Here is an 18,502-nt window from a genome sequence, read left to right on the forward strand (position 1 = left end):
ATCAAGTCCCGAGAGTCGGGTGGAAGCTATGCATCCGCACCCTGAACGTCAAGGAACAGACACAATCTGGGCGATGGCCGCATCGAGCACATCCCCCGGCAGGCGCTCAAGCCGCGGCAGTGCCGTCCAGAGGAGAGCGGCATTGATCGTTCGCCCCGGCATCATGCGCTGCAGCAGCGCGCGGTAAAGCGCGAGTTGGGCCACATAGGCCGCCGGCGGGTGCGCCGGAGGCTGCCGGTCGGTCTTCAGATCAATCAGCAGAAGCGAGCCGTCCGCCTCTTCCACCAGCCGATCGATACGGCCCGATATCGCGTGAGTTTGGCCCGCGATCTCCACGCGGCCGGCGATTGTGACCTCGGTGCGCGCATTTCCATGGAAGAGCTCCGCAAGAGAAGGGTCCGCGACGAGCGCAAGCGCTTCATCGATGATTCCGGCGGCATCGCCATCAGCCGTATCCGGCGGCAGGTCCGCATGGCCGCCGCCCAGGAAGCGTTCCGCAGCGGTCCGGCGCGCATCCGCCGCAAGCCCCGGCAACCATTCCGCAAGACGGTGGATGGCAAGCCCGCGCGCACGCGCAAAGGCGGGGCCAGCCGCACCGCCGAATGCGCGCACCGGTTCATGGGCCGCGGCCGCGGAAGGGCTGAGGCTGGGCATCTGTGTTTCCGGAGCGAGCCGCGTGCGGGCCCAGGGAGGCGGTGTCAAGCTCATGAGCGCAGGCGCGGTGTGCGCTTCGCCCTCTGCCGTTCCCTCGGTTGCGCGAAAGCGCAGCGCCGGTTCTTCCACGCCTGGGAGCTGGAACTCCTGCGAGAGCGGCGCAAGACCATCCCGCACCAGCGCATACCAGCTCTGAGGGTCGATCTCCTGCGCATTGGCGCGCAGGGCGCCGGCAATGACGAGGTGATCTTCCGCCCGCGTCAGCGCTACATAGAGAAGCCGGCGATGCTCGGCTTCCGCGGAGGCGCGGGCCTGAAGCCGTGCTTCCGCCACGGCTGCGGGATCATCCCCCGCGCGCGGCGACCAGACCGGCAGCGGTCCATGGGCCGCCGTCGCGGGCAGCGTCAGCACACAGGCGTCCTGTTTTCCGGAAGGCGGTAGGCCGGAGTCGGCAAGCACCACCACCTTGGCCTCCAGCCCCTTGGCACCGTGAACGGTCATGACCCGGACTTCGCCGGACGCGACGTCGAGGTCCCGCTTGATCTGGACTTCGGCCGCCCGCATCCAGTGCAGGAACCCCGCCATGGTGGGAATCTCGTCACGGCCGAAGGCCAGCGCGAGGCCCAGGAACTCGTCGAGCACGTCATCGGCTTCCGGCCCAAGCCTTGCCCGGAACGCCCGCCGGCCGCCGTCGCGACCAAGCACCCGGCTGAAAAAGTCGAATGGCGCCATCTGGCGCGCCGCCTTTTGCCAGTCGCGGAACCGATCACGGGCGGTGGCGATCGCAAGGTCGTTCCAGGCTGCTTCCTCCAGGGCCTCCGCCAGGCTGCCTCGGCGCATGGGAGCAAAGGCAAGTAGATCAACATCGCTGAGGCCGAAGAGCGGGCTCTTCAGCACCGACGCGAGCGCCAGATCGTCTTCGGGCTGAATGACAGCATCGCCGAGCGCCAGAAGATCGAGAACGGCGATGTGTTCGTTGAGTACGAGGCGGTCGGCGCCCGCCACCGGAATGCCTCTCAGTTTCAGCGCCCGAAGCGTGGCCTCAAAGAGGGGGCCACGGCTGCGCACGAGGATGAGGATGTCGCCCGGAGAGACCGGTGGCCGCCCGGCGTCCGGATCGCCCGTGGTCGTCCAGCGCCGGATCGCACTGGCGATGCGTTCGGCCAGGATGACATGCTGGCTCGTCGCACGCGCGGTGTCGAAGGGCGCATCCCAGGCGCTGTCGACCGTCACCGGCGGCTCGGCTCTCGCCAGCGGCCAGATCTCCACTACACCAGGGTGGCCCGCCCGCACGGTCTCGTGGATGGTGGCGGCGGCCTGAGCTTCGAGGCCCTGGTAGGCCTCGGGCCGCGAGAAGACGTGATCGACCGCATCAAGCACATCCGGCGTGGAGCGGAAGGACTGCGTGAGCCTGACGTCGAAGAAGGACAGCTCCGCGTCCTGATGCTCTCGCATGTAGCGGCGGCGCCAGGCGTCGAAGGCCTCTGGAGCCGCGCCCTGGAAGCCGTAGATGGACTGCTTTTCGTCACCGACCGCAAAGACGGTCCGATGTGCGAATCCGCGCGCGCCGAAGCCGGAGGTGAACTCGGAGGTGAGCCCCGCAACGATCTCCCATTGATCCGGATTGGTATCCTGGGCTTCATCCACCAGCACATGATCGAGCCCGCCGTCGAGCTTGTAGAGCACCCAGCTTGCCGGCACGCGCGTGAAGAGGTTCTTCGTCTTGGCGACGAGATCGTCGAAGTCGAGCGCGCCGCGCGCAGCCTTCGCCCGGGCATAGGCTGTGAGGATCGCATCGGCCAACGTCAGCAGGCCGTCGGTTCGCGTCAGCGCCGCCACGGCCCGCCGGCGTTCGGTAAGCTGGACAAGACGCGCCATCTCGGCGTCGAGACGCTCTGCCCAGGCGGGAAAAGCGTCACGGAAGCGCTTGGTGCCGAGGCGTGAACGCGGCTCGTCTTTCTGGGTGAAGAACAGGCTGCGGTAGAGCGCCCGCCGGACCACCTCATCGGTGGCGGTGATCGCATTGCGCAGGAGCGAGCCGTTCTTGTGGTCGGCGGCAGTGCCTTCCTCGAAGGCCACGGCAAGATCGAGCCACTGTTCGGCAGGTATGCCCACCAGCACCTCATCATCGATAGTCGCGAGGCTGTCGCCCGGTGCAACGCCAAGCGCTGCCGCGAGCTCCGAAATGATCCCGGCCACTCCGGGGGTCGGCGCGCTTTCCGTGGCGCGGGCGAGAGGACCGCGCGCGCTGAGAAGCTCGTTCAAGGCTGAGGCGAAGGCGCTGTCGGTCGCCCCTTCGATGACCGCGTTCATTGCGCGGCCGAGCCTGCTGTCCGGTTGGGCAGTGGCCCGCGTGATGATCTGGGCCTTGGCCGCCGCGATATGTTCCGCGGCGGTGCGGTCATCGAGCACCGAGAAGCGCGGCGTCACATTGGCCTCGAAGGGGAACTGCTGCAGAACCCTTTCGCAGAAGCCATGAATTGTCAGGATCTTAAGGCCGCCAGGCGTCTCCAGCGCCTGCGCGAACAGCCGCCGCGCCACCGCGCGCCGCGCCGGAGTGGGCCTCTCCTCGCCGAGCCGCTGCAACCGCTCATCGAGTTCCTCATCGGTCAGGCGCGTCCATTCGGCCAGCCAGCCGAACACCCGGTTCGCCATATTGGCGGCTGCGGCTTTTGTGAAGGTAAGGCAGAGAATGCGGCCGGGCGGCGTGCCGGCAAGAAGCAGCCGCACCACGCGCTGGGCGAGAACGTAAGTCTTGCCAGATCCGGCGTTGGCGGACACCCAGGCCGAAGCGCCGGGATCGGAGGCGCGGCGCTGGCGGGCGACTGTCTCATCGCTGGGAGAACCGCGGCTCATCCCTCGCCCCCTTCGTCACCGGCAATCGACCATTCACGTACGCGGGCGAGATGGTCGTAAGGGCCATTCGGCCGGCGCTTGAATTTCGGGTGGTCGAGAGAGGTGTAAGGCTGATCTTCCGCCTCGAAGCGGTCGATCAATTCCCTCAGCCGCAGCATGCTCTCTTCGGCAAGGGCGGGTGCGCTGGCGCCTTCCTTCGTTGGGTCGGACACCTCGCGAAGCTCCCCCGGCGGGGTGCCGCCCGACAGCCGCACATAGAGCAGCGACGAGGCTTCGCTCGGTCGCACGGCATCGAAGCCTCCTCCGGCCACCATGGCCGCTTCCAACGGCAGCTGTGGCGCGAGACCGACGCGGGCTTCCCTGGCACCGGGCGGGTTGCCGGTCTTGTAGTCGACGATGGCGAGCGTGCCGTCGGTGAAACGGTCGATCCGATCGGCTCGGCCTATGAGCGCAAAGCGGCGTCCGGCCACCGTCGTCCACTCGCTGCGGCCCTCCTGCTCGACATGGCTTTCGGCAAGAGAGGGCCGCCGGCCGGCTTCCCAGCCTAGAAACCAGTCAGCGATCCGCAGGAAGCGTCGCCACCAGATCGCGGTCAGATCGTTCTGTTCCAGCGTGGCGAAAGCCTCCGCGCCCAAGGCGAGAAGCCGCTCGTGCGCATGAGGCATGCGTGGGTCGGCTCCCTCCGCAACGAAGCGGGCGAGGACATCGTGGATGATCGTGCCACGATCGGCGGCGCCTGGGGCGAGGCCGGGCGGGTCGAGCGGCTGCAGCTTCAGGACATGTTTTGCATAGATGGAATAGGGATCGCGGACAAAGGTCTCGATCTCGGTGATCGAAAGACGGGCAGGGCGCAGCGGCAGCGCCGGTTTTGGCTGCGGCGCGGCCGGCGCCGCCTCACGCGGCGCCTCGTCGAGAGTGCGCGCGAGTAGGACGTAGGCATCGCCACGCGCTCGCGCTTCGCCCCAGACCTGATCCCCCGCGACCGCCGCGATGCGTTGCAGCCAGCGCGCCGGCGTGGAGGGCACGCCTTCACGCTTGAGCGCCCGGGTGACGATCACATCGGGGTGGGCGAACGCCTGAGCGAAGTCATGAGCGGCAAGACCGATCCGCCGCTCCGGCGGCGGTAGGCCGATCTGGCGGCGCATGGGCCGGGACAGCCAGGGGTCGTTGCGCGTCTGCGGCGGCCAGATGCCCTCGTCGAGACCGGCGAGGATCAGGCGGTCGGCCGTGATCAGTCGCGCCTCCAGGAGGCCGAGGATGGTGATGCGGGCGTGAGAGGGGCGGAACGGCCGTGCCACGGCGCCGCCGATCAGGGTCAGGATGGCGGATGGATAGTCCTCAAGCCGCAGCGCCACCTCATTGCCTGACGCGGCGACACTCTCCAGCAGTGCCAGGAGTGCCGCCCCATCGCGATCGGCGAAGGCGGCATCGGCATCCTCGGGCGTGGCGCCGGCGATGCGAATGGCCTCGGCGTGTGCCTGCGCCAGGCTGCCGAGTGAGAGGCTTTGTGCCCGCAGATCCGCCAGCGGTGCCAGGGCGCGTTCCAACCGCGCGACCAGGTCACCCGCTGCATCCCAGTCGGCATCGGACATCCGGCGCCGATGGTGGCTGCGCCTGTCGCGGCGTGCTCTGGCCAGTGCCTCCCGCAGGCCAGCGATGCCGGGCGGTGGCATAATCCCGCGCAGCGCGCCAAGCTCCAGCGCGGTCGCCGCCCTTCTCATGGTGGCCGGATCGAGACCAAAAGCTGCCGTGCGATGCTGAATCAGGCCCAGCAGCGCGATCGGCGCGAAATCGGTCGCGGCAACCTCGGCGATGAGGCGCGCGAAGAGGCCGGCCGGCGTGGTCGAGAGCGGGCAGCCGGCGCTGTCTTCGACTTCGATGCCCCAGCGGCACAGCTCCGCCGTGACGCGACGCGCGAGATCGCGGTCAGGCGTAACGATCGCCACCGAACGACCCTTGGTTTCCAAGGCTTCGCGAGCGGCAGCAGCCACGACCAGTGCCTCCTCGCGCTCGTTGGAGGCCTCTGCCATGGCCATTCCGTTCAGACCTCCGCCCCCCTGGTCCTGAACGAGGTGGGCCTCCAGCCAGCGATCGGTGGAAGCGGCCGGCCGCAACGCCGTCGAAATCAGTGCTACGCGCTCAGGCACGGGCGGTTCGGCGAGCGGCACCACATCTTTGCGCTCCACGCCGAGCGCCGCAGTCAGGCGTTTGAGGCCGCCTTGCGGGCTGGTGAAGCTGGCGGCGTCATCTTCCTCCAGCATCCGCCAGCTCGGCTCGTCGAGCAGGGTATCGAGCCCTGGGAGAACCACCGCGCCGTTCGGCAGTGAGGCGATCGATGCAAGAAGCGCGGCGGTGGCCGGGATTGATCCGGTGGAGCCGGCCGCGATGACCGGCCCCCGCGGTGGGTTCTGCCTCTTGTCCTCGGCAACCGCCCTCAGCGCACGGCTTCGGCGCCAGGCCGGATCGGAGCGTCCGAGCTCTTTGAGGTGATCTGGCCAATGGGCGATGGCAATGGCGAGGAAGTTCGCGGTGAGGCGCCAGGCCTCGTCATAATCTGCAGGCACCAGCCCAGAAAAAGCGCTCCAGTCGACCTCTTCGGTCTCCACGCTGTCGATGAGCTTGCCGAGTTCCCCTGCAAGCGACAGGGCCTCGGCGGGCGTTGTCGGCAGCAGCGGCTCTTCTCCTGGTGCTGCCCGGAGCATCTCCGCGCGCACGTTTGTCGCCCATGCCGCAACCAGGCGGGAGAGTGTGAGCTGTCGCTCCAGCAGACTCAGTGGAGGCGGCAGGCTGGGCGACGGGATGTCCTCCGCGAAGGCCTCCTCGTCCTCATCGACATCGCCCAGAGGTGCAATGCGCGGCAGCACGGCGACACCATGGGCCGCCCTGGCAACAAAGACCGCCTCAAGCGCACGGCAGGCGCGCCGGGTCGGCAGATAGATGGTGGCGTCGGCCAGAAGCAACGGATCATCCGCCGGACGAAACCCGGGGATGAGACGACCCTCGATCAGGGATTCGGCCAGGACCTCGAGGAAGGCGGCGCCCGGCGGTATGGTGAAGACGCGCGGCCTGGAGCCTGCCATCAGGCAGCGCTGCGTGCGATGGAGTCTTCCGCCTCCGCGATGGCATCAGGCGTGCCGACATGCATCCACATGCCCTCGAGCCGAAGACCATGAAGCCGTTCGGCCTCGATGGCGCGATCAAACAGCCTGTTCAGCGAGAAGGCGCCTTCGGGCGCACCTTCAAGAAGCGCCGGTGAAATGACGGCCGCGCCCGCATAGACGAAGGGAGCAAGATCCCGTTCAGGCCGGCGCATCAGGCGGCCCAGCGGGTCAAGCCGGAAATCACCCCGGCCGGAATAGCCGACGCTGCCGACGCTGGAGGCGAGCAGCAGAAGGCCGTCCATCCGGCTCTCGTCGAAAGCTTCCGCAAGACGGGCGAGGTTGGGCCGCACGCTGTCGAGCCACATGGTATCCGCATTGACAACGAAGAATGGGGTATCGCCCAGAAGCGGCAGCGCCTTGACCAGACCGCCACCCGTCTCCAGAAGCGCGTCCCGTTCGTCGGAGATGATGATCTTCGGTGCCTTGCGGCCCTTCAGATGGCCTTCGACCATGTCGGCGAAATGGTGGACATTGACCACCGCTTCTTCGACGCCTGCCGCCGACAGGCGATCGAGGGCATGGTCGAGCAGGCTGCGGCCCGCGACCTCGACGAGGGCCTTGGGGCGCGTGGTGGTGATGGGGTGCATCCGCGTTCCAAGCCCGGCGGCGGGGACAAAGGCGCGGCGGATGGAGGACTTCACGTTCATTCATTCATCTCCGGAGGCGGCACTTTGGCATCATACCAGGCCCGCAGATCGCCGAGGGCGGGATGCGCAAGGTCGCGTGTCAGATAGCGCCATACACGCGGAATATGACGGAGATATCCCGGTTTGCCGTCGCGCTTGGCGAGCCGCGCGAAAATGCCGAGGATCTTTGTCGCGCGCTGGGCGCCCATGATGGCATAGGCTTGGGCAAAATCGGTCGGATCAAAAACGCGTTGCTGCGCCTTGCGGCCTTTCACATAGGAGCTGAGCAGGCGCAGCTCAAGATCCTCCGCAACGTCGACGCGGGCATCCTGCAGGAGCGAAACCAGATCATAGGCGGCCGACCCGAAAAGCGCGTCCTGGAAGTCGAGCAGGCCGATGCGCTTGATGCCGTGCTGCTCCTCCAGCCACATGAGGTTGGGCGAGTGGAAGTCTCGCAGAACCCAGGTGCCGTCGCGGCCGGCAACGTCGCGCAGAACTGCCCCCCAGAGATCACGGAAGGTGTCGCGTTCATCGGGATCGAGCGTCTCGCCGGTCTGGAAGGGGATGTACCAGTCGACCAGGAGCTCCGCTTCAACAAGCATGGCGTCGAGGTCATAGTCCGGCAGTGTGTAGCTGAAAGAGTCGGAGACGATGATCTCGTGGGGCAACACCTTGCCGTGCAAGGCCACCAGCAGGTCCACGGCAGCAGCATAACGCAGCATGTCCGGCCGCCCCTCGCGCAGCACGGGGGTGGTGCCGAGGTCGCCGAGAAGCAGGAGCCCGCGTTCGACATCCGCCGCCATGACGTCGGGAACCGTGAAGCCTCGCGTTCCAAGCCCATGGGAAAGGGCGATGAAGGGGCGGACATCCTCGGCGATATGCGCCAGCCGGCTGTACGGCTTGCCGTCGCGGATGGGCGGCCCATCGGGTCTGGCAGGCGAATCCATCAGGATGGCGGTGCGCCGGTCGAGCGTCAGCCGCTCGTAACGCCGGCTGGAGGCATCACCCTGGATGTGGCTGCGGTGCGCCATGCCCCAGCCTGCCTTGTCCAGGAAGTCCTGCACGATCAGGGTGCGGGCAAGACGGGGTGCCCAGGCGCCGTGGCCGATGAGCACGACATTGCGCGCTTCCGCCCCGCGTTCGGGGGCAAGGCTGATTTCCACGTCCAATCGATCCGCGGGCAGGGTGCCGAGACGCTCGGGCCATTCCACAAGAGCGATGGCGTGCTCGCTGATCTCGTCCCAGCCCAGCGCCTCGATCTCGTCCAGCCCCGAGACGCGGTAGAGATCGGCATGTGTCACCATTCCCTTTCGCGTCTCATAGGTCTGGATGATGGTATAGGTCGGGCTCGGCACCTCGAGCCTCGGATCATCGGCAAGCGCGCGGATGGCGGCGCGTGCGAAGGTCGACTTGCCGGTACCAAGATCGCCGTGCAGGGCGATAAGATCGCCGGGCTGGAAGGCTTCCGCCATGCGCGATGCCACCAGCTTCATCGCCGCTTCGTCGGCGAGCGGAAGAGCGCAGCGCGCGGCCGTCGTCATGCTGTCATTCCGCAGCGACGCGGTTTGCCACACCGCTGATGGGGAAGCGGCAGATCACGGTCGTACCCTTGTTTTGCGCGCTCATGATTTCCACCGTGCCACCATGCAACTCAACCAGTGAGCGCACAAGCGGCAAACCGAGGCCAACGCCGCGATGGCGCGAGCCGTTGGTGCGGCTTTCAAAGCGATCGAACATCCGATCGATCATTTCCTCCGGAATGCCGGGGCCGCGATCGGTCACGCTGAACACGACGGCGTCGTTCTCACGCATGGCCGAAAGAGTGACGGTCCCACCGTTGGGGCTGAACCCGATGGCATTGGAGAGGAGGTTGAACAGAACCTGGCGAACGCGGCGGCCATCGGCGGTGAAGCGGCCGATGTTCCTGTCGGCCGCGATATCGAGCGTCAGAGTGGCTTCAGCCAGACGATCGCGTACGCCCTCAGCGGCGGCGGCCATGGTCTCGCGGATGTCGACCTCGGCGAGGTCCAGTTCCATGGCGCCGGCGTCGATGGTGGCGAGATCTAGGATGTCGTTGATGATGGTCAGGAGTGCCGCCGACGATGCGAGGATATGCTCGGCATATTCGTGCTGCTTGTCGTTGAGCGGTCCGATGGTGGCATCACCCAGCAATTGCGTGAAGCCGATGATGTTGGTCAGAGGCGAGCGCAGTTCGTAGGAGACATTCTTGACGAAGTCGCTCTTGAGCTGAGCGGTTGCTTCCAGCGCTTCGTTCTTTTCCCGAAGCGCGCGCTCGATGCCGAACTGCGCGGTCACATCGGTGAAGGCGACCAGCGTGGCGCCATCGGGCAGCGGCACGGTGCTGACGTCCACCACGGTGTTGTCGGTGAGCTCGATGCGCGCGGAGACCGGTGTGCGCTGCTCGGCCAGCGATGTGACGGTGCCTTTGAGGCGCGCCCACTCCTGCGCATTCTCGTCGCGCGGATGACAGGCTGCAAAGACGTCGGCGGCGTGCGGCTCATCCTGAAGGCGCTCCGCCGGAATGCCCCAGAGGGCGGCGAAAGCGGGGTTCCAGAGCTTGAGGCGGCCGTCTGTGCCGAACACGACAACGCCCTCCCGAAGATGATCCAGCGTCTCGTTCTGCACCCGTGACAGGGCGTTGAACCGGGATTCCAGCTTGATGCGCTCGGTGACGTCGTCGAACAGATAGGTGATGCCGCCTTCGGGGTTCGGCGTCTGCACAACTCGGACGCTGCGGCCGTCCGGCAGATGCCACCAGTGTTCGATGTTTTCGATCGCACGGTAGGCTTCGTGCAGCTTCTCCCGCCACACCCGGAAGTCGGCTTGTTCAGGTAGCTGGCGGTCAGCGCGAAGGCGCTCGAGGATCTGGGTGTCGGTCGGCTCGCTGTCGAGGAAGGCCGGATCCAGCCGCCACATCTGGCGGTAGGCCTGATTGTGGAACACCAGCGTGCCGTCGGCGGCGAAAGTGGCGACACCGGTGGAGAGTTCGTCCAGCGTGCGGCGGTGGAAGGCGCGCAGCCGCTCCACCTCCGCCTTTACCGCCTCGACATCGGAGACATCAACGGCAAGCCCGGCGCTGCCGGCACCGGTCGAGGTTGCGAACATATCGAAGATGCGGCGCTCTCCCCGAGCAACGGCAGCGACGCGCTCACGGTATTTGCCGCTGTGCGCGAGCGACCGGGCGGCGGCGGAGCGCGCAGTCTCGTCGAACAGCTCCAGCGCGAGAGCCTTACCAATTTCCGGCACTTCCACAGCCGAGGCATAGGCCTTGTTGACCCAGATGGGGTTGCCCTGGCCATCGCGCATCCACGACGGGTGCGGCAGTCCATCGAGCAGGGCGCGTGTGCGCTCCATGTCCTTCATAAGGCTGTCATAGGCGCTTTGCAGTTCGGCACGCGCACGGGCCTCTCCGGTGACATCGCGAATGCGCACCAGCGCCTGCGCGCCCAACACCCGGCCATCCACCAGCACATGGTCGCCAAAGCGCGTGACCCCGTCGAGGCGGAAGCCAATGCCCTTGGTCCGCAACACTTCCACGGCATGTTCCAGCGCGGCGGCATCGTGCGGTTGCAGCCAGGCACCGAAGCCGAGGATGCGCTTGCCGGGCGGCAGTTGGGCCTCGGGCAGTGAGCCGGTGATTTCCGGCTCGCTGTCGCGGCCTTCGTAGATGATGACGATCTGGGGCTCCGTCGAAGCCAACACCTCGGCCCGGTCCAGGCGCGCGCGCAGCGCGCTGATCTGGCTGGAGGCGGTGCGTTCATTGAGAAGCGCGCGTGACCGATAACGCACCAGCATGAGGCTGGAGGTGACGGCAGTGACGGCGACCCCGGCGAAGATCACCACCCAGATCAGGTTGCCGGGCTCATGCAGGGCAAAATCGGCGGACTGGGCCGCAGCGGGGTAGGGGAGTGGCGCGAGTGCGAGAAGAGCCTTGAGGCTCCTCGATCGCCAGCGTCCCGCTTGTCCCATGTTCCCCGCCCTCTCCTGTGTTCGCGCCCTACGCGAATCACAATCAAGATAGCGTTCTCGAGAATCGGGAAGAAGAGTCCCCGCACGGACTCCGATCGTTATTTGAGTCAAGCCGTGCGGGATGAGGCCATGTGTGGCGTGAAAGACTCAGTAGCGGTAGTGTTCCGGCTTGAAGGGCCCGTTCTCCGACACGCCGATGTAGGCGGCCTGCTTTTCGTTCAATTTCGAAAGCTTGACGCCGATCTTCTCGAGGTGCAGGGCGGCCACTTTTTCATCGAGCTTCTTGGGCAGGGTATAGACCTTGCGCTCGTATTTTCCGAGATTTGTCCACAGTTCTATTTGTGCCAGCGTCTGGTTGGTGAAGGACGCCGACATCACGAAGGACGGATGGCCGGTGGCGCAGCCGAGATTGACGAGGCGCCCTTCGGCGAGAAGGAGGATGCGCTTGCCATCGGCAAATTCGACTTCGTCCACCTGCGGCTTCACGTTGTGCCACTTGAGGTTCCGGAGGCCGGCCACCTGAATTTCGCTGTCGAAGTGGCCGATGTTGCAGACAATCGCCCGGTGCTTCATCGCGCGCATATGGTCGACCGTGATGACGTCGACGTTGCCGGTGGTGGTCACGAAGATGTCGCCGCGCGGTGCGGCCTCTTCCATGGTGGTGACTTCATAGCCCTCCATGGCGGCCTGGAGCGCGCAGATCGGATCGATCTCGGTGACGATCACCCGTGCGCCAGCGTTGCGCAGCGAGGCGGCGGAGCCCTTGCCCACGTCGCCGAAGCCGGCAACAACGCCGACCTTGCCCGCCATCATCACGTCGGTGGCGCGACGGATGCCGTCCACGAGGCTTTCCCGGCAGCCATAGAGGTTGTCGAACTTGGACTTGGTGACGCTGTCGTTGACGTTGATCGCCGGGAACAGCAGCGTTCCCTTCTTCTGCATTTCATAAAGGCGATGAACACCGGTGGTGGTCTCTTCCGTGACGCCTTTGATGTTCTTGGCGATGGCGGAATAGAAGCCCGGCTTTTCCTTCAGCCGCTTCTTGATTGACGCGAAGAGGACCTCTTCTTCCTCGTTGGTCGCGCCGTCGAGGAAGGCGGTGTCGCCGTCCTCAGCCCGCTTGCCGAGATGGATGAGGAGCGTGGCATCGCTGCCGTCGTCAAGGATCATGTTGGGGGTGCCGCCATCGGCCCATTCGAAGATCCGGTGGGTATACTCCCAATAGTCCTCAAGGCTCTCGCCCTTGATGGCAAAAACCGGAGTGCCGGAGGCGGCGATGGCCGCAGCGGCATGATCCTGCGTGGAGTAGATGTTGCAGGAGGCCCAACGGACATCGGCGCCCAGTTCCTTCAACGTCTCGATCAAGACGGCGGTTTGAATGGTCATATGGAGCGAGCCGGCGATGCGGGCGCCTTTCAGCGGCTGCGCGGCGCGGAACTCCTCGCGCGTCGCCATCAGGCCCGGCATTTCGGTCTCGGCGATATCGATTTCCTTGCGGCCCCAGTCAGCCAGCGAAATGTCCTTCACCACATAATCAGTCATCGTGCATCCCATCCTTCAAGAGGCGCGGTGAGGAACCCGCGCAAGGTCGCAGGCTCTCTAGCACCGCTACCGCTTGGCGGCAATAAGCATATAAAGAAGTCTTTATGTCAAAGGGCGAAGCGAAATGCCCAAATTGCGGCAGGAACTTCACCATCCGGCGGTCATTGATTTCCTGTTCAGGCCACTCGAACAAGGGAGATCTAAAAATGGCTCAGAACAACAATCCGGGAAATTTCGCCAATGATCGCGAGAAGGCCTCGGAGGCCGGTCGCAAAGGCGGCCAGCAGTCACATGGCCAGCAGTCGCAGCAGAGCGGTAGCGACAATCGCCAGCAGGGCGGCGGCAATTTTGCTCAAGACCGCGAGCGCGCTTCGGAAGCTGGCCGCAAGGGCGGTCAGCGCTGATACAAAAAGAGGGCGGGCGGCCGGAGCCGCCCGCCCTCTTGCAAGGTGATTACTGCGCCGCGGGAGGGGGACTCGTCGTGGAAGAGCGGCCGCTCGGCGTTGCCGGCTGAATTCCCAAGGCAAGCTTCACCTGATCGAGCGTTGCTTGGCAGGCCTGCGAATTTCCAGCTTTTTCCTGATCGATTGCAGCTCCGAGTGCGGAATTGACCTGGCTCTTCTGCTCCTGCTGAAGGCTGGAACGTTCAACGGCTGCCTGGATCTGGGTGGCCTCGCTGGTGCAGAGCGCCGCCGAGGTGGAGCCCCCGGCGGTCTGTGCGAACGCCGGCAGCGTGAAACACACGGCGGCGGCAGCGGCGATTAGCGTTCGGGTCATTGAAATCTCCCGTTGGTGTCATGAAGGAGCGGCTGCTAATAGCCGCGCTGAAGTAGACAGGAGATTCCCGGTTGAGGGTGCTCATAATCAGGCTTTACCGGGGCGATGAACTGCCCATTTCAGCACTATTTCATGGCAAGAATTTCGAAAGCGGTCGCGCTTTGCTGCCGTTATATTTATGTATGCTTGAAAGGACGCCGAGTTATGGAAACAAAGCTGTACGGCAATAACGCGACGCATCAGGCCGCGAGATCGGCCACAACCGCGTCGAGCACGGGAAAGCCCGATGGCGTTACCCGGAGACGATCGGCGCCCAGAGCTTCGATCAGCCCATCATCCACCAGAGCTTTGATGCGAACCGGATCAAGATCCTCTCCTGTCAGCCGCCGATAGCGCGCAAGATCAACGCCTTCGGCAAGCCGTAAGCCCATCACCAGAAACTCATCGGCGATTTCGCCGATATCGAGCCGCTCCTCGGTTACGAGGCCGTGGCCGAACTGGGCCACCCGCTGGCGCCAGTGCTCCGGATTTCTCTCCACGGTGAGTGCCAGACGGCGATCGTCATCGCCAAGCCGGCCATGGGCGCCGGGGCCGATGCCGGCCCATTCGCCGGATCGCCAGTAGACGAGATTGTGGCGGCTCTCGGCTCCCGGTCGAGCATGGTTGGAGATTTCGTAAGCCGGCAAACCGGCCTGGCCGGTGAGGTCCTGCGTCACGTCCCAGAACGCCCGCGCAGTATCCTCGTCAGGCATCTGGAGCTTGCCGGCCTTGAACAGCGCGGCAAAAGGCGTGCCCTCTTCGATGGTCAGTTGATAGAGGGACAGATGCTCGGTTCCGCGCGTGATGGCTGTCGCAAGTTCGCGCTGCCACATCTCCGGCGTTTGCCGTGGGCGGGCATAGATCAGATCAAATGACACGCGCGGGAAAATGCGCTGTGCGATATCAAGCGCGGACATGGCCTCGGCCCCGCTGTGCAGACGTCCAAGCGCTTTGAGGTCTTCGTCGTAAAGCGATTGGACGCCAAGCGAGACGCGATTGACACCGGCGGCGCGATAGCCGGTGAAGCGGTCCGCTTCGACGCTGGTGGGGTTTGCCTCCAGGGTGATTTCCGCGTCCGCCTCCAGGCTCCAGTGTCCGGCGATGGCGTCGATGATCGTCTGCGCGGTCGCCGGCTCCATCAGGGAGGGGGTGCCGCCGCCGAAAAAGATTGAGCGCACCTTCTTTCCCGGTGCGAGCGAGGCCATATGCGCGATCTCCGCAACATAGGCCTTCGCATAGTCGGCCTGATCAACGCCGTTGTGGCGGACATGGCTGTTGAAGTCGCAATAGGGACATTTGGCGGCGCAGAACGGCCAATGCACATAGACGCCAAAGCCAGCATCGCCACTCATGGCAGCACCGGTTCGCCAAGGCAGCGGCCGGCAAGGGCGGCGAAGGCGCGGGCGCGGTGTGACAGGCCGGTGCCTCCTTCGGCGCTCCAGCGAATGCCGTGCTTTTCCTCCGAGCTCATCTCGCCGAAGGTGCGCTGATGGTCGTCGGGTTGGAAAATGGGGTCATAGCCAAAGCCGCGGTCGCCCCGTGGAGGCCACACCACAATGCCTTCCACAGCACCCTCGATTTCTTCCACATGACCGTCCGGCCAGGCGAGGCAAAGCGCGGCGACGAAAGCCGCGCGGCGCTGCTGCGGCTCGGTTTTCCCGCGTGCCTCGAGGTCCGCCGCCACTCGAGCCATAGCCGCCCCGAAATCCTTCTGCGGCCCGCCCCAACGCGCCGAAAAGATGCCGGGCGCGCCCCAGAGCGCCATCACCGCGATGCCGCTGTCATCAGCCAGCGCAGGCAGACCCGACGCCGTGGCGGCGGCCTCGGCCTTGATGCGCGCGTTTTCGGCAAAGGTGGTGCCGGTCTCCTCCGGCTCGGGAAGACCGAGCTCACCCGCTGAAACGGCCTCAACTCCGAACGGTGCCAGCAGCTCACGGATTTCCCGGAGCTTGCCCGCATTATGCGTGGCGACAACCAGCTTGGGTTCGGTCAGGCGGCGGCTCACGCGATGGCTGCCTTCTGCAGTTCGATAAGGGCTGAGGTGCCTTTGCGGGCGAGGCCCAGCATATGGATCAACTGCTCCTCGGAAAAGGGCGCCGCTTCCGCCGTCCCCTGCACCTCGATCAGTCCGCCGGATCCGGTGATGACGAAGTTGACGTCCGATTCCGCTTCACTGTCCTCAGCGTAATCGAGATCCAGCACCGCAGCGCCCTTTGAAATGCCGCAGGAGACCGCCGCCACGTGGTCGCCGAGCGGTTTGCCCGATGCGATACCGCGCTCCAGCATCCAGTTAAGGCAATCATGCAGCGCCACCCAGGCACCCGTGATGGCCGCCGTCCGTGTCCCACCGTCGGCCTGGATCACATCGCAGTCGATGGTGATCTGGCGCTCTCCAAGCCCGCGCAGATTGACGACCGAGCGCATGGAACGGCCGATGAGGCGCTGAATTTCCTGAGTGCGGCCCGACGGTTTACCGGAGCTCGACTCGCGCCGCGTCCGGGTCAATGTCGCGCGCGGAAGCATGGAATATTCAGCCGTGACCCATCCCTTGCCGGTGCCGCGCAGCCATGCGGGCGCGCGCTCCTCCACGCTGGCAGTCACCAGCACATGGGTTTCGCCGAACTTCACGAAACAGGAACCCTCGGCATAGCGGGCGACGCTGCGCTCAAGCGAAACGGCTCGCATTTCGTCGGGCGCGCGGTTGGATGGACGGGTCATTGGCACCTCTTGGGATCAAGGCGCCTTCTTTGCCGTGTTATGCCTCTCCCGACAAGGCCTATGCCGCCGCAACCGGCACTTGCCGCCACGCGACGATGTGGCGCGCGAGCACCGGCAGCGCCACAACGAGGCCGATCAGCGTGGAATAGAGCTCCGGCGCCACCATCAGAAGGGCTGCGATGCTGAGCACCCAGCGTTCCCAGTGTTTGGTGTCCACCAGCAGGTGCCCGGCGAAGGCGGCGGACAGGCACAGGATGCCCGCCACGGCGCCGAACAATCCGAGGAAGAAGCCGCTCCAGGAAAAGCCTTCGACCATGATGAGAAGCGAGGGCGAGAACACGAAGACGAAAGGCACCAGAACCTTGCCGATGCCGAGCCGGAAGGCGGTGTTGCCGGCGCGGAACGGATCGGCACCCGCCATGCCGGCCGCGGCATAGGCCGCAAGGGCCACCGGTGGGGTGATGTCGGCAAGCAGGCCGTAATAGAAGACGAAGAAATGCGCCACGATCGGCTGCACGCCCAGAAGCACCAGTGCGGGCGCAGCAATCGTCACCATGATGATGTAGTTCGCCGTGGTGGGAATGCCGCAGCCCATCAGGATGCAGACAATGCCGGTCATGATCAGCGTGAAGAGCAGCGTCAGCGTTCCCTGGTCGCCGAGGAACGCCGGCAACCATGACGTCGTCCAGAGAGCGAGGTCGTTGGCTGTTCCCGTCACGATGAAGGACAGTTTGAAGCCGACGCCGGTGAGGGTCACGACGCCTACCACGATGCCGACCGTCGCGGCCGCCGCACCAACGGCAAGGGCATATTTGGCGCCATCGCGGAACGCGACGAACAGATCCATCAGGCTCATGCGGCGGCGCGGATTGAGGAAGCCGACGGCGATGCAGAGCGTGATGCCCCAGAAGGCGGCGAGATAGGGCGTGTATCCCATGACCAGGATGGTGACGAGCGCGATCAGCGGGATCACCGTCGGCCAGTCGGTCTTGATGACCTCGCGGAGGTTTGGCAGCTCATCGCGGCGCAGGCCCCGCAGGCCCCGTTTCTTTGCTTCGAAATGTACCTGACAGAGGACGCCGAAGAAGTGCATGCACGCCGGGACGATGGCCGCCACGATGATGCTCTGATACGGCACGCCCAGGAACTCGATCATCAGGAAGGCCGCGGCTCCCATGATCGGCGGCGTGATCTGGCCGCCGGTGGATGAGGTCGCCTCCACGGCGGCGGCGATGTGCTTGGGGTAGCCCAGGCGGATCATCGCCGGGATCGTCAGCGATCCCACCGTTACCGTATTGGCGATCGATGAGCCGGAAATCATGCCGAAGAGCGCCGAGCCGAAGATCGAAACCTTGGCGGGGCCGCCGGCGTAGCGCCCAGCCACCCAGGATGCGACGTCGATGAAGAGCTGGCCGAGCCCGATCCGGGTCGCCAGCACGCCAAACAGCACGAAGTGGAAGACATAGGTAGCGACGACGCCGAGCGCGACACCGTAGACGCCCTGGCTGGTGAGGTAGAGATGATTGATCAGGTTGGAAAAGGACGAGCCGGGGTGAACCAGGACACCCGGAGCATAGCGCCCGAACAGCGCATAGGCCATGAAGATCATGGCGATGATCGGCAGGGGCCAGCCGATTGAACGGCGCGTGGCCTCCAGCAGGATGACGATCAGCGCTCCGCCCAACACCACATCGGTCGTGTTCGGGTTGCCGACGCGGAACGCGATTTCCTGGAAGGTGAAGGGGACATAAAGCACGGCAACCACCGCCACGGCGGCAAGAAGCCAGTCGATCAGGGGTATGCCGAGCGGCCTCAGGGCACTTCCGGCAAGAGAGCCGTCGTAGCCGCCCTTGGCCATGGGAAAGACAAGGAAGATCAGCCCCAGCACGAAGGCGAGATGGATGCCGCGATGGGTGACTTCCTGCAGGAGGCCGAAGCCAGCCGTGTAATAGTGGAACAGGGATAAGGCGACGAGCAGCACGCCCACAAGCTGGGTCGCCACAGGGCCGAGCTTCCGGAAGCGCACCTCCGAATCGAATTTTTCCTCAAGCGCCTGCGCCTTGGCTTCATCGAGCTCGACACGCGTCATCCGGGTCCCCTGGCTTAGCCGCCGCCGTGACAACAGACAGCCGGCACCTC

12 protein-coding genes are annotated in these 18,502 nt (G+C 65.3%); 1 reads left to right on the forward strand and 11 read right to left on the reverse strand.

What is annotated here, in order from left to right; genetic code table 11:
* Nucleotides 1-48: 48 nt before the first annotated feature.
* The 6 genes from addA to ahcY all read right to left on the reverse strand — a co-directional run bounded on the left by addA (nt 49) and on the right by ahcY (nt 12,829).
* Nucleotides 49-3,510 carry a double-strand break repair helicase AddA gene (addA, locus tag IEV58_RS03760; RefSeq protein ID WP_188408342.1) on the reverse strand — a complete coding sequence of 1,154 codons (3,462 nt, stop codon included), beginning with the start codon at nt 3,508-3,510 and terminating at the stop codon, nt 49-51.
* Nucleotides 3,507-6,590, reverse strand: a complete 3,084-nt coding sequence (gene addB, locus IEV58_RS03765; protein WP_188408343.1) for a double-strand break repair protein AddB — start codon at nt 6,588-6,590, stop codon at nt 3,507-3,509. The genes addA and addB overlap by 4 nt, the downstream gene beginning before the upstream one ends.
* On the reverse strand, nt 6,590-7,318 hold the full coding sequence (locus IEV58_RS03770) for a nucleotidyltransferase family protein (RefSeq protein WP_188408344.1): 729 nt from the start codon (nt 7,316-7,318) through the stop codon (nt 6,590-6,592). The genes addB and IEV58_RS03770 overlap by 1 nt, the downstream gene beginning before the upstream one ends.
* Nucleotides 7,315-8,838: a tRNA (adenosine(37)-N6)-threonylcarbamoyltransferase complex ATPase subunit type 1 TsaE gene (tsaE, locus tag IEV58_RS03775; RefSeq protein ID WP_188408345.1), complete on the reverse strand. Its 1,524-nt coding sequence runs from the start codon at nt 8,836-8,838 to the stop codon at nt 7,315-7,317. Before tsaE ends, IEV58_RS03770 begins: the two co-directional genes overlap by 4 nt.
* A gap of 4 nt (nt 8,839-8,842) precedes the next feature.
* Nucleotides 8,843-11,287, reverse strand: a complete 2,445-nt coding sequence (locus IEV58_RS03780) for a sensor histidine kinase (RefSeq protein ID WP_188408346.1) — start codon at nt 11,285-11,287, stop codon at nt 8,843-8,845.
* Between the two features lie 147 nt (nt 11,288-11,434).
* Nucleotides 11,435-12,829, reverse strand: a complete 1,395-nt coding sequence (gene ahcY / locus IEV58_RS03785; RefSeq protein WP_229729168.1) for an adenosylhomocysteinase — start codon at nt 12,827-12,829, stop codon at nt 11,435-11,437.
* Between the two features lie 206 nt (nt 12,830-13,035).
* On the opposite strand from ahcY, the gene IEV58_RS18415 reads away from it, so the two are divergent.
* Nucleotides 13,036-13,233, forward strand: coding sequence for a con-10 family general stress protein (locus tag IEV58_RS18415; RefSeq protein WP_188408348.1), 198 nt, complete (start codon nt 13,036-13,038; stop codon nt 13,231-13,233).
* 49 nt (nt 13,234-13,282) lie between these two features.
* Here the strand turns inward: IEV58_RS18415 and IEV58_RS03795 are convergent, their stop codons facing one another.
* The 5 genes from IEV58_RS03795 to IEV58_RS03815 all read right to left on the reverse strand — a co-directional run bounded on the left by IEV58_RS03795 (nt 13,283) and on the right by IEV58_RS03815 (nt 18,452).
* A complete protein-coding gene (locus IEV58_RS03795) occupies nt 13,283-13,606 on the reverse strand; it encodes a hypothetical protein (RefSeq protein WP_188408349.1) in 324 nt (107 codons plus the stop codon).
* 239 nt (nt 13,607-13,845) lie between these two features.
* On the reverse strand, nt 13,846-14,997 hold the full coding sequence (hemW, locus tag IEV58_RS03800) for a radical SAM family heme chaperone HemW (protein ID WP_188408350.1): 1,152 nt from the start codon (nt 14,995-14,997) through the stop codon (nt 13,846-13,848).
* A complete protein-coding gene (gene rdgB / locus IEV58_RS03805) occupies nt 14,994-15,650 on the reverse strand; it encodes an RdgB/HAM1 family non-canonical purine NTP pyrophosphatase (protein WP_188408351.1) in 657 nt (218 codons plus the stop codon). The genes hemW and rdgB overlap by 4 nt, the downstream gene beginning before the upstream one ends.
* A complete protein-coding gene (rph, locus tag IEV58_RS03810) occupies nt 15,647-16,363 on the reverse strand; it encodes a ribonuclease PH (RefSeq protein ID WP_188408352.1) in 717 nt (238 codons plus the stop codon). Before rph ends, rdgB begins: the two co-directional genes overlap by 4 nt.
* A gap of 58 nt (nt 16,364-16,421) precedes the next feature.
* A complete protein-coding gene (locus tag IEV58_RS03815) occupies nt 16,422-18,452 on the reverse strand; it encodes a TRAP transporter permease (protein WP_188408353.1) in 2,031 nt (676 codons plus the stop codon).
* Nucleotides 18,453-18,502 lie beyond the last annotated feature (50 nt).

The organism is Agaricicola taiwanensis (assembly GCF_014635245.1).
In the GTDB taxonomy this organism is placed as follows: domain Bacteria; phylum Pseudomonadota; class Alphaproteobacteria; order Rhizobiales; family Methylopilaceae; genus Agaricicola; species Agaricicola taiwanensis.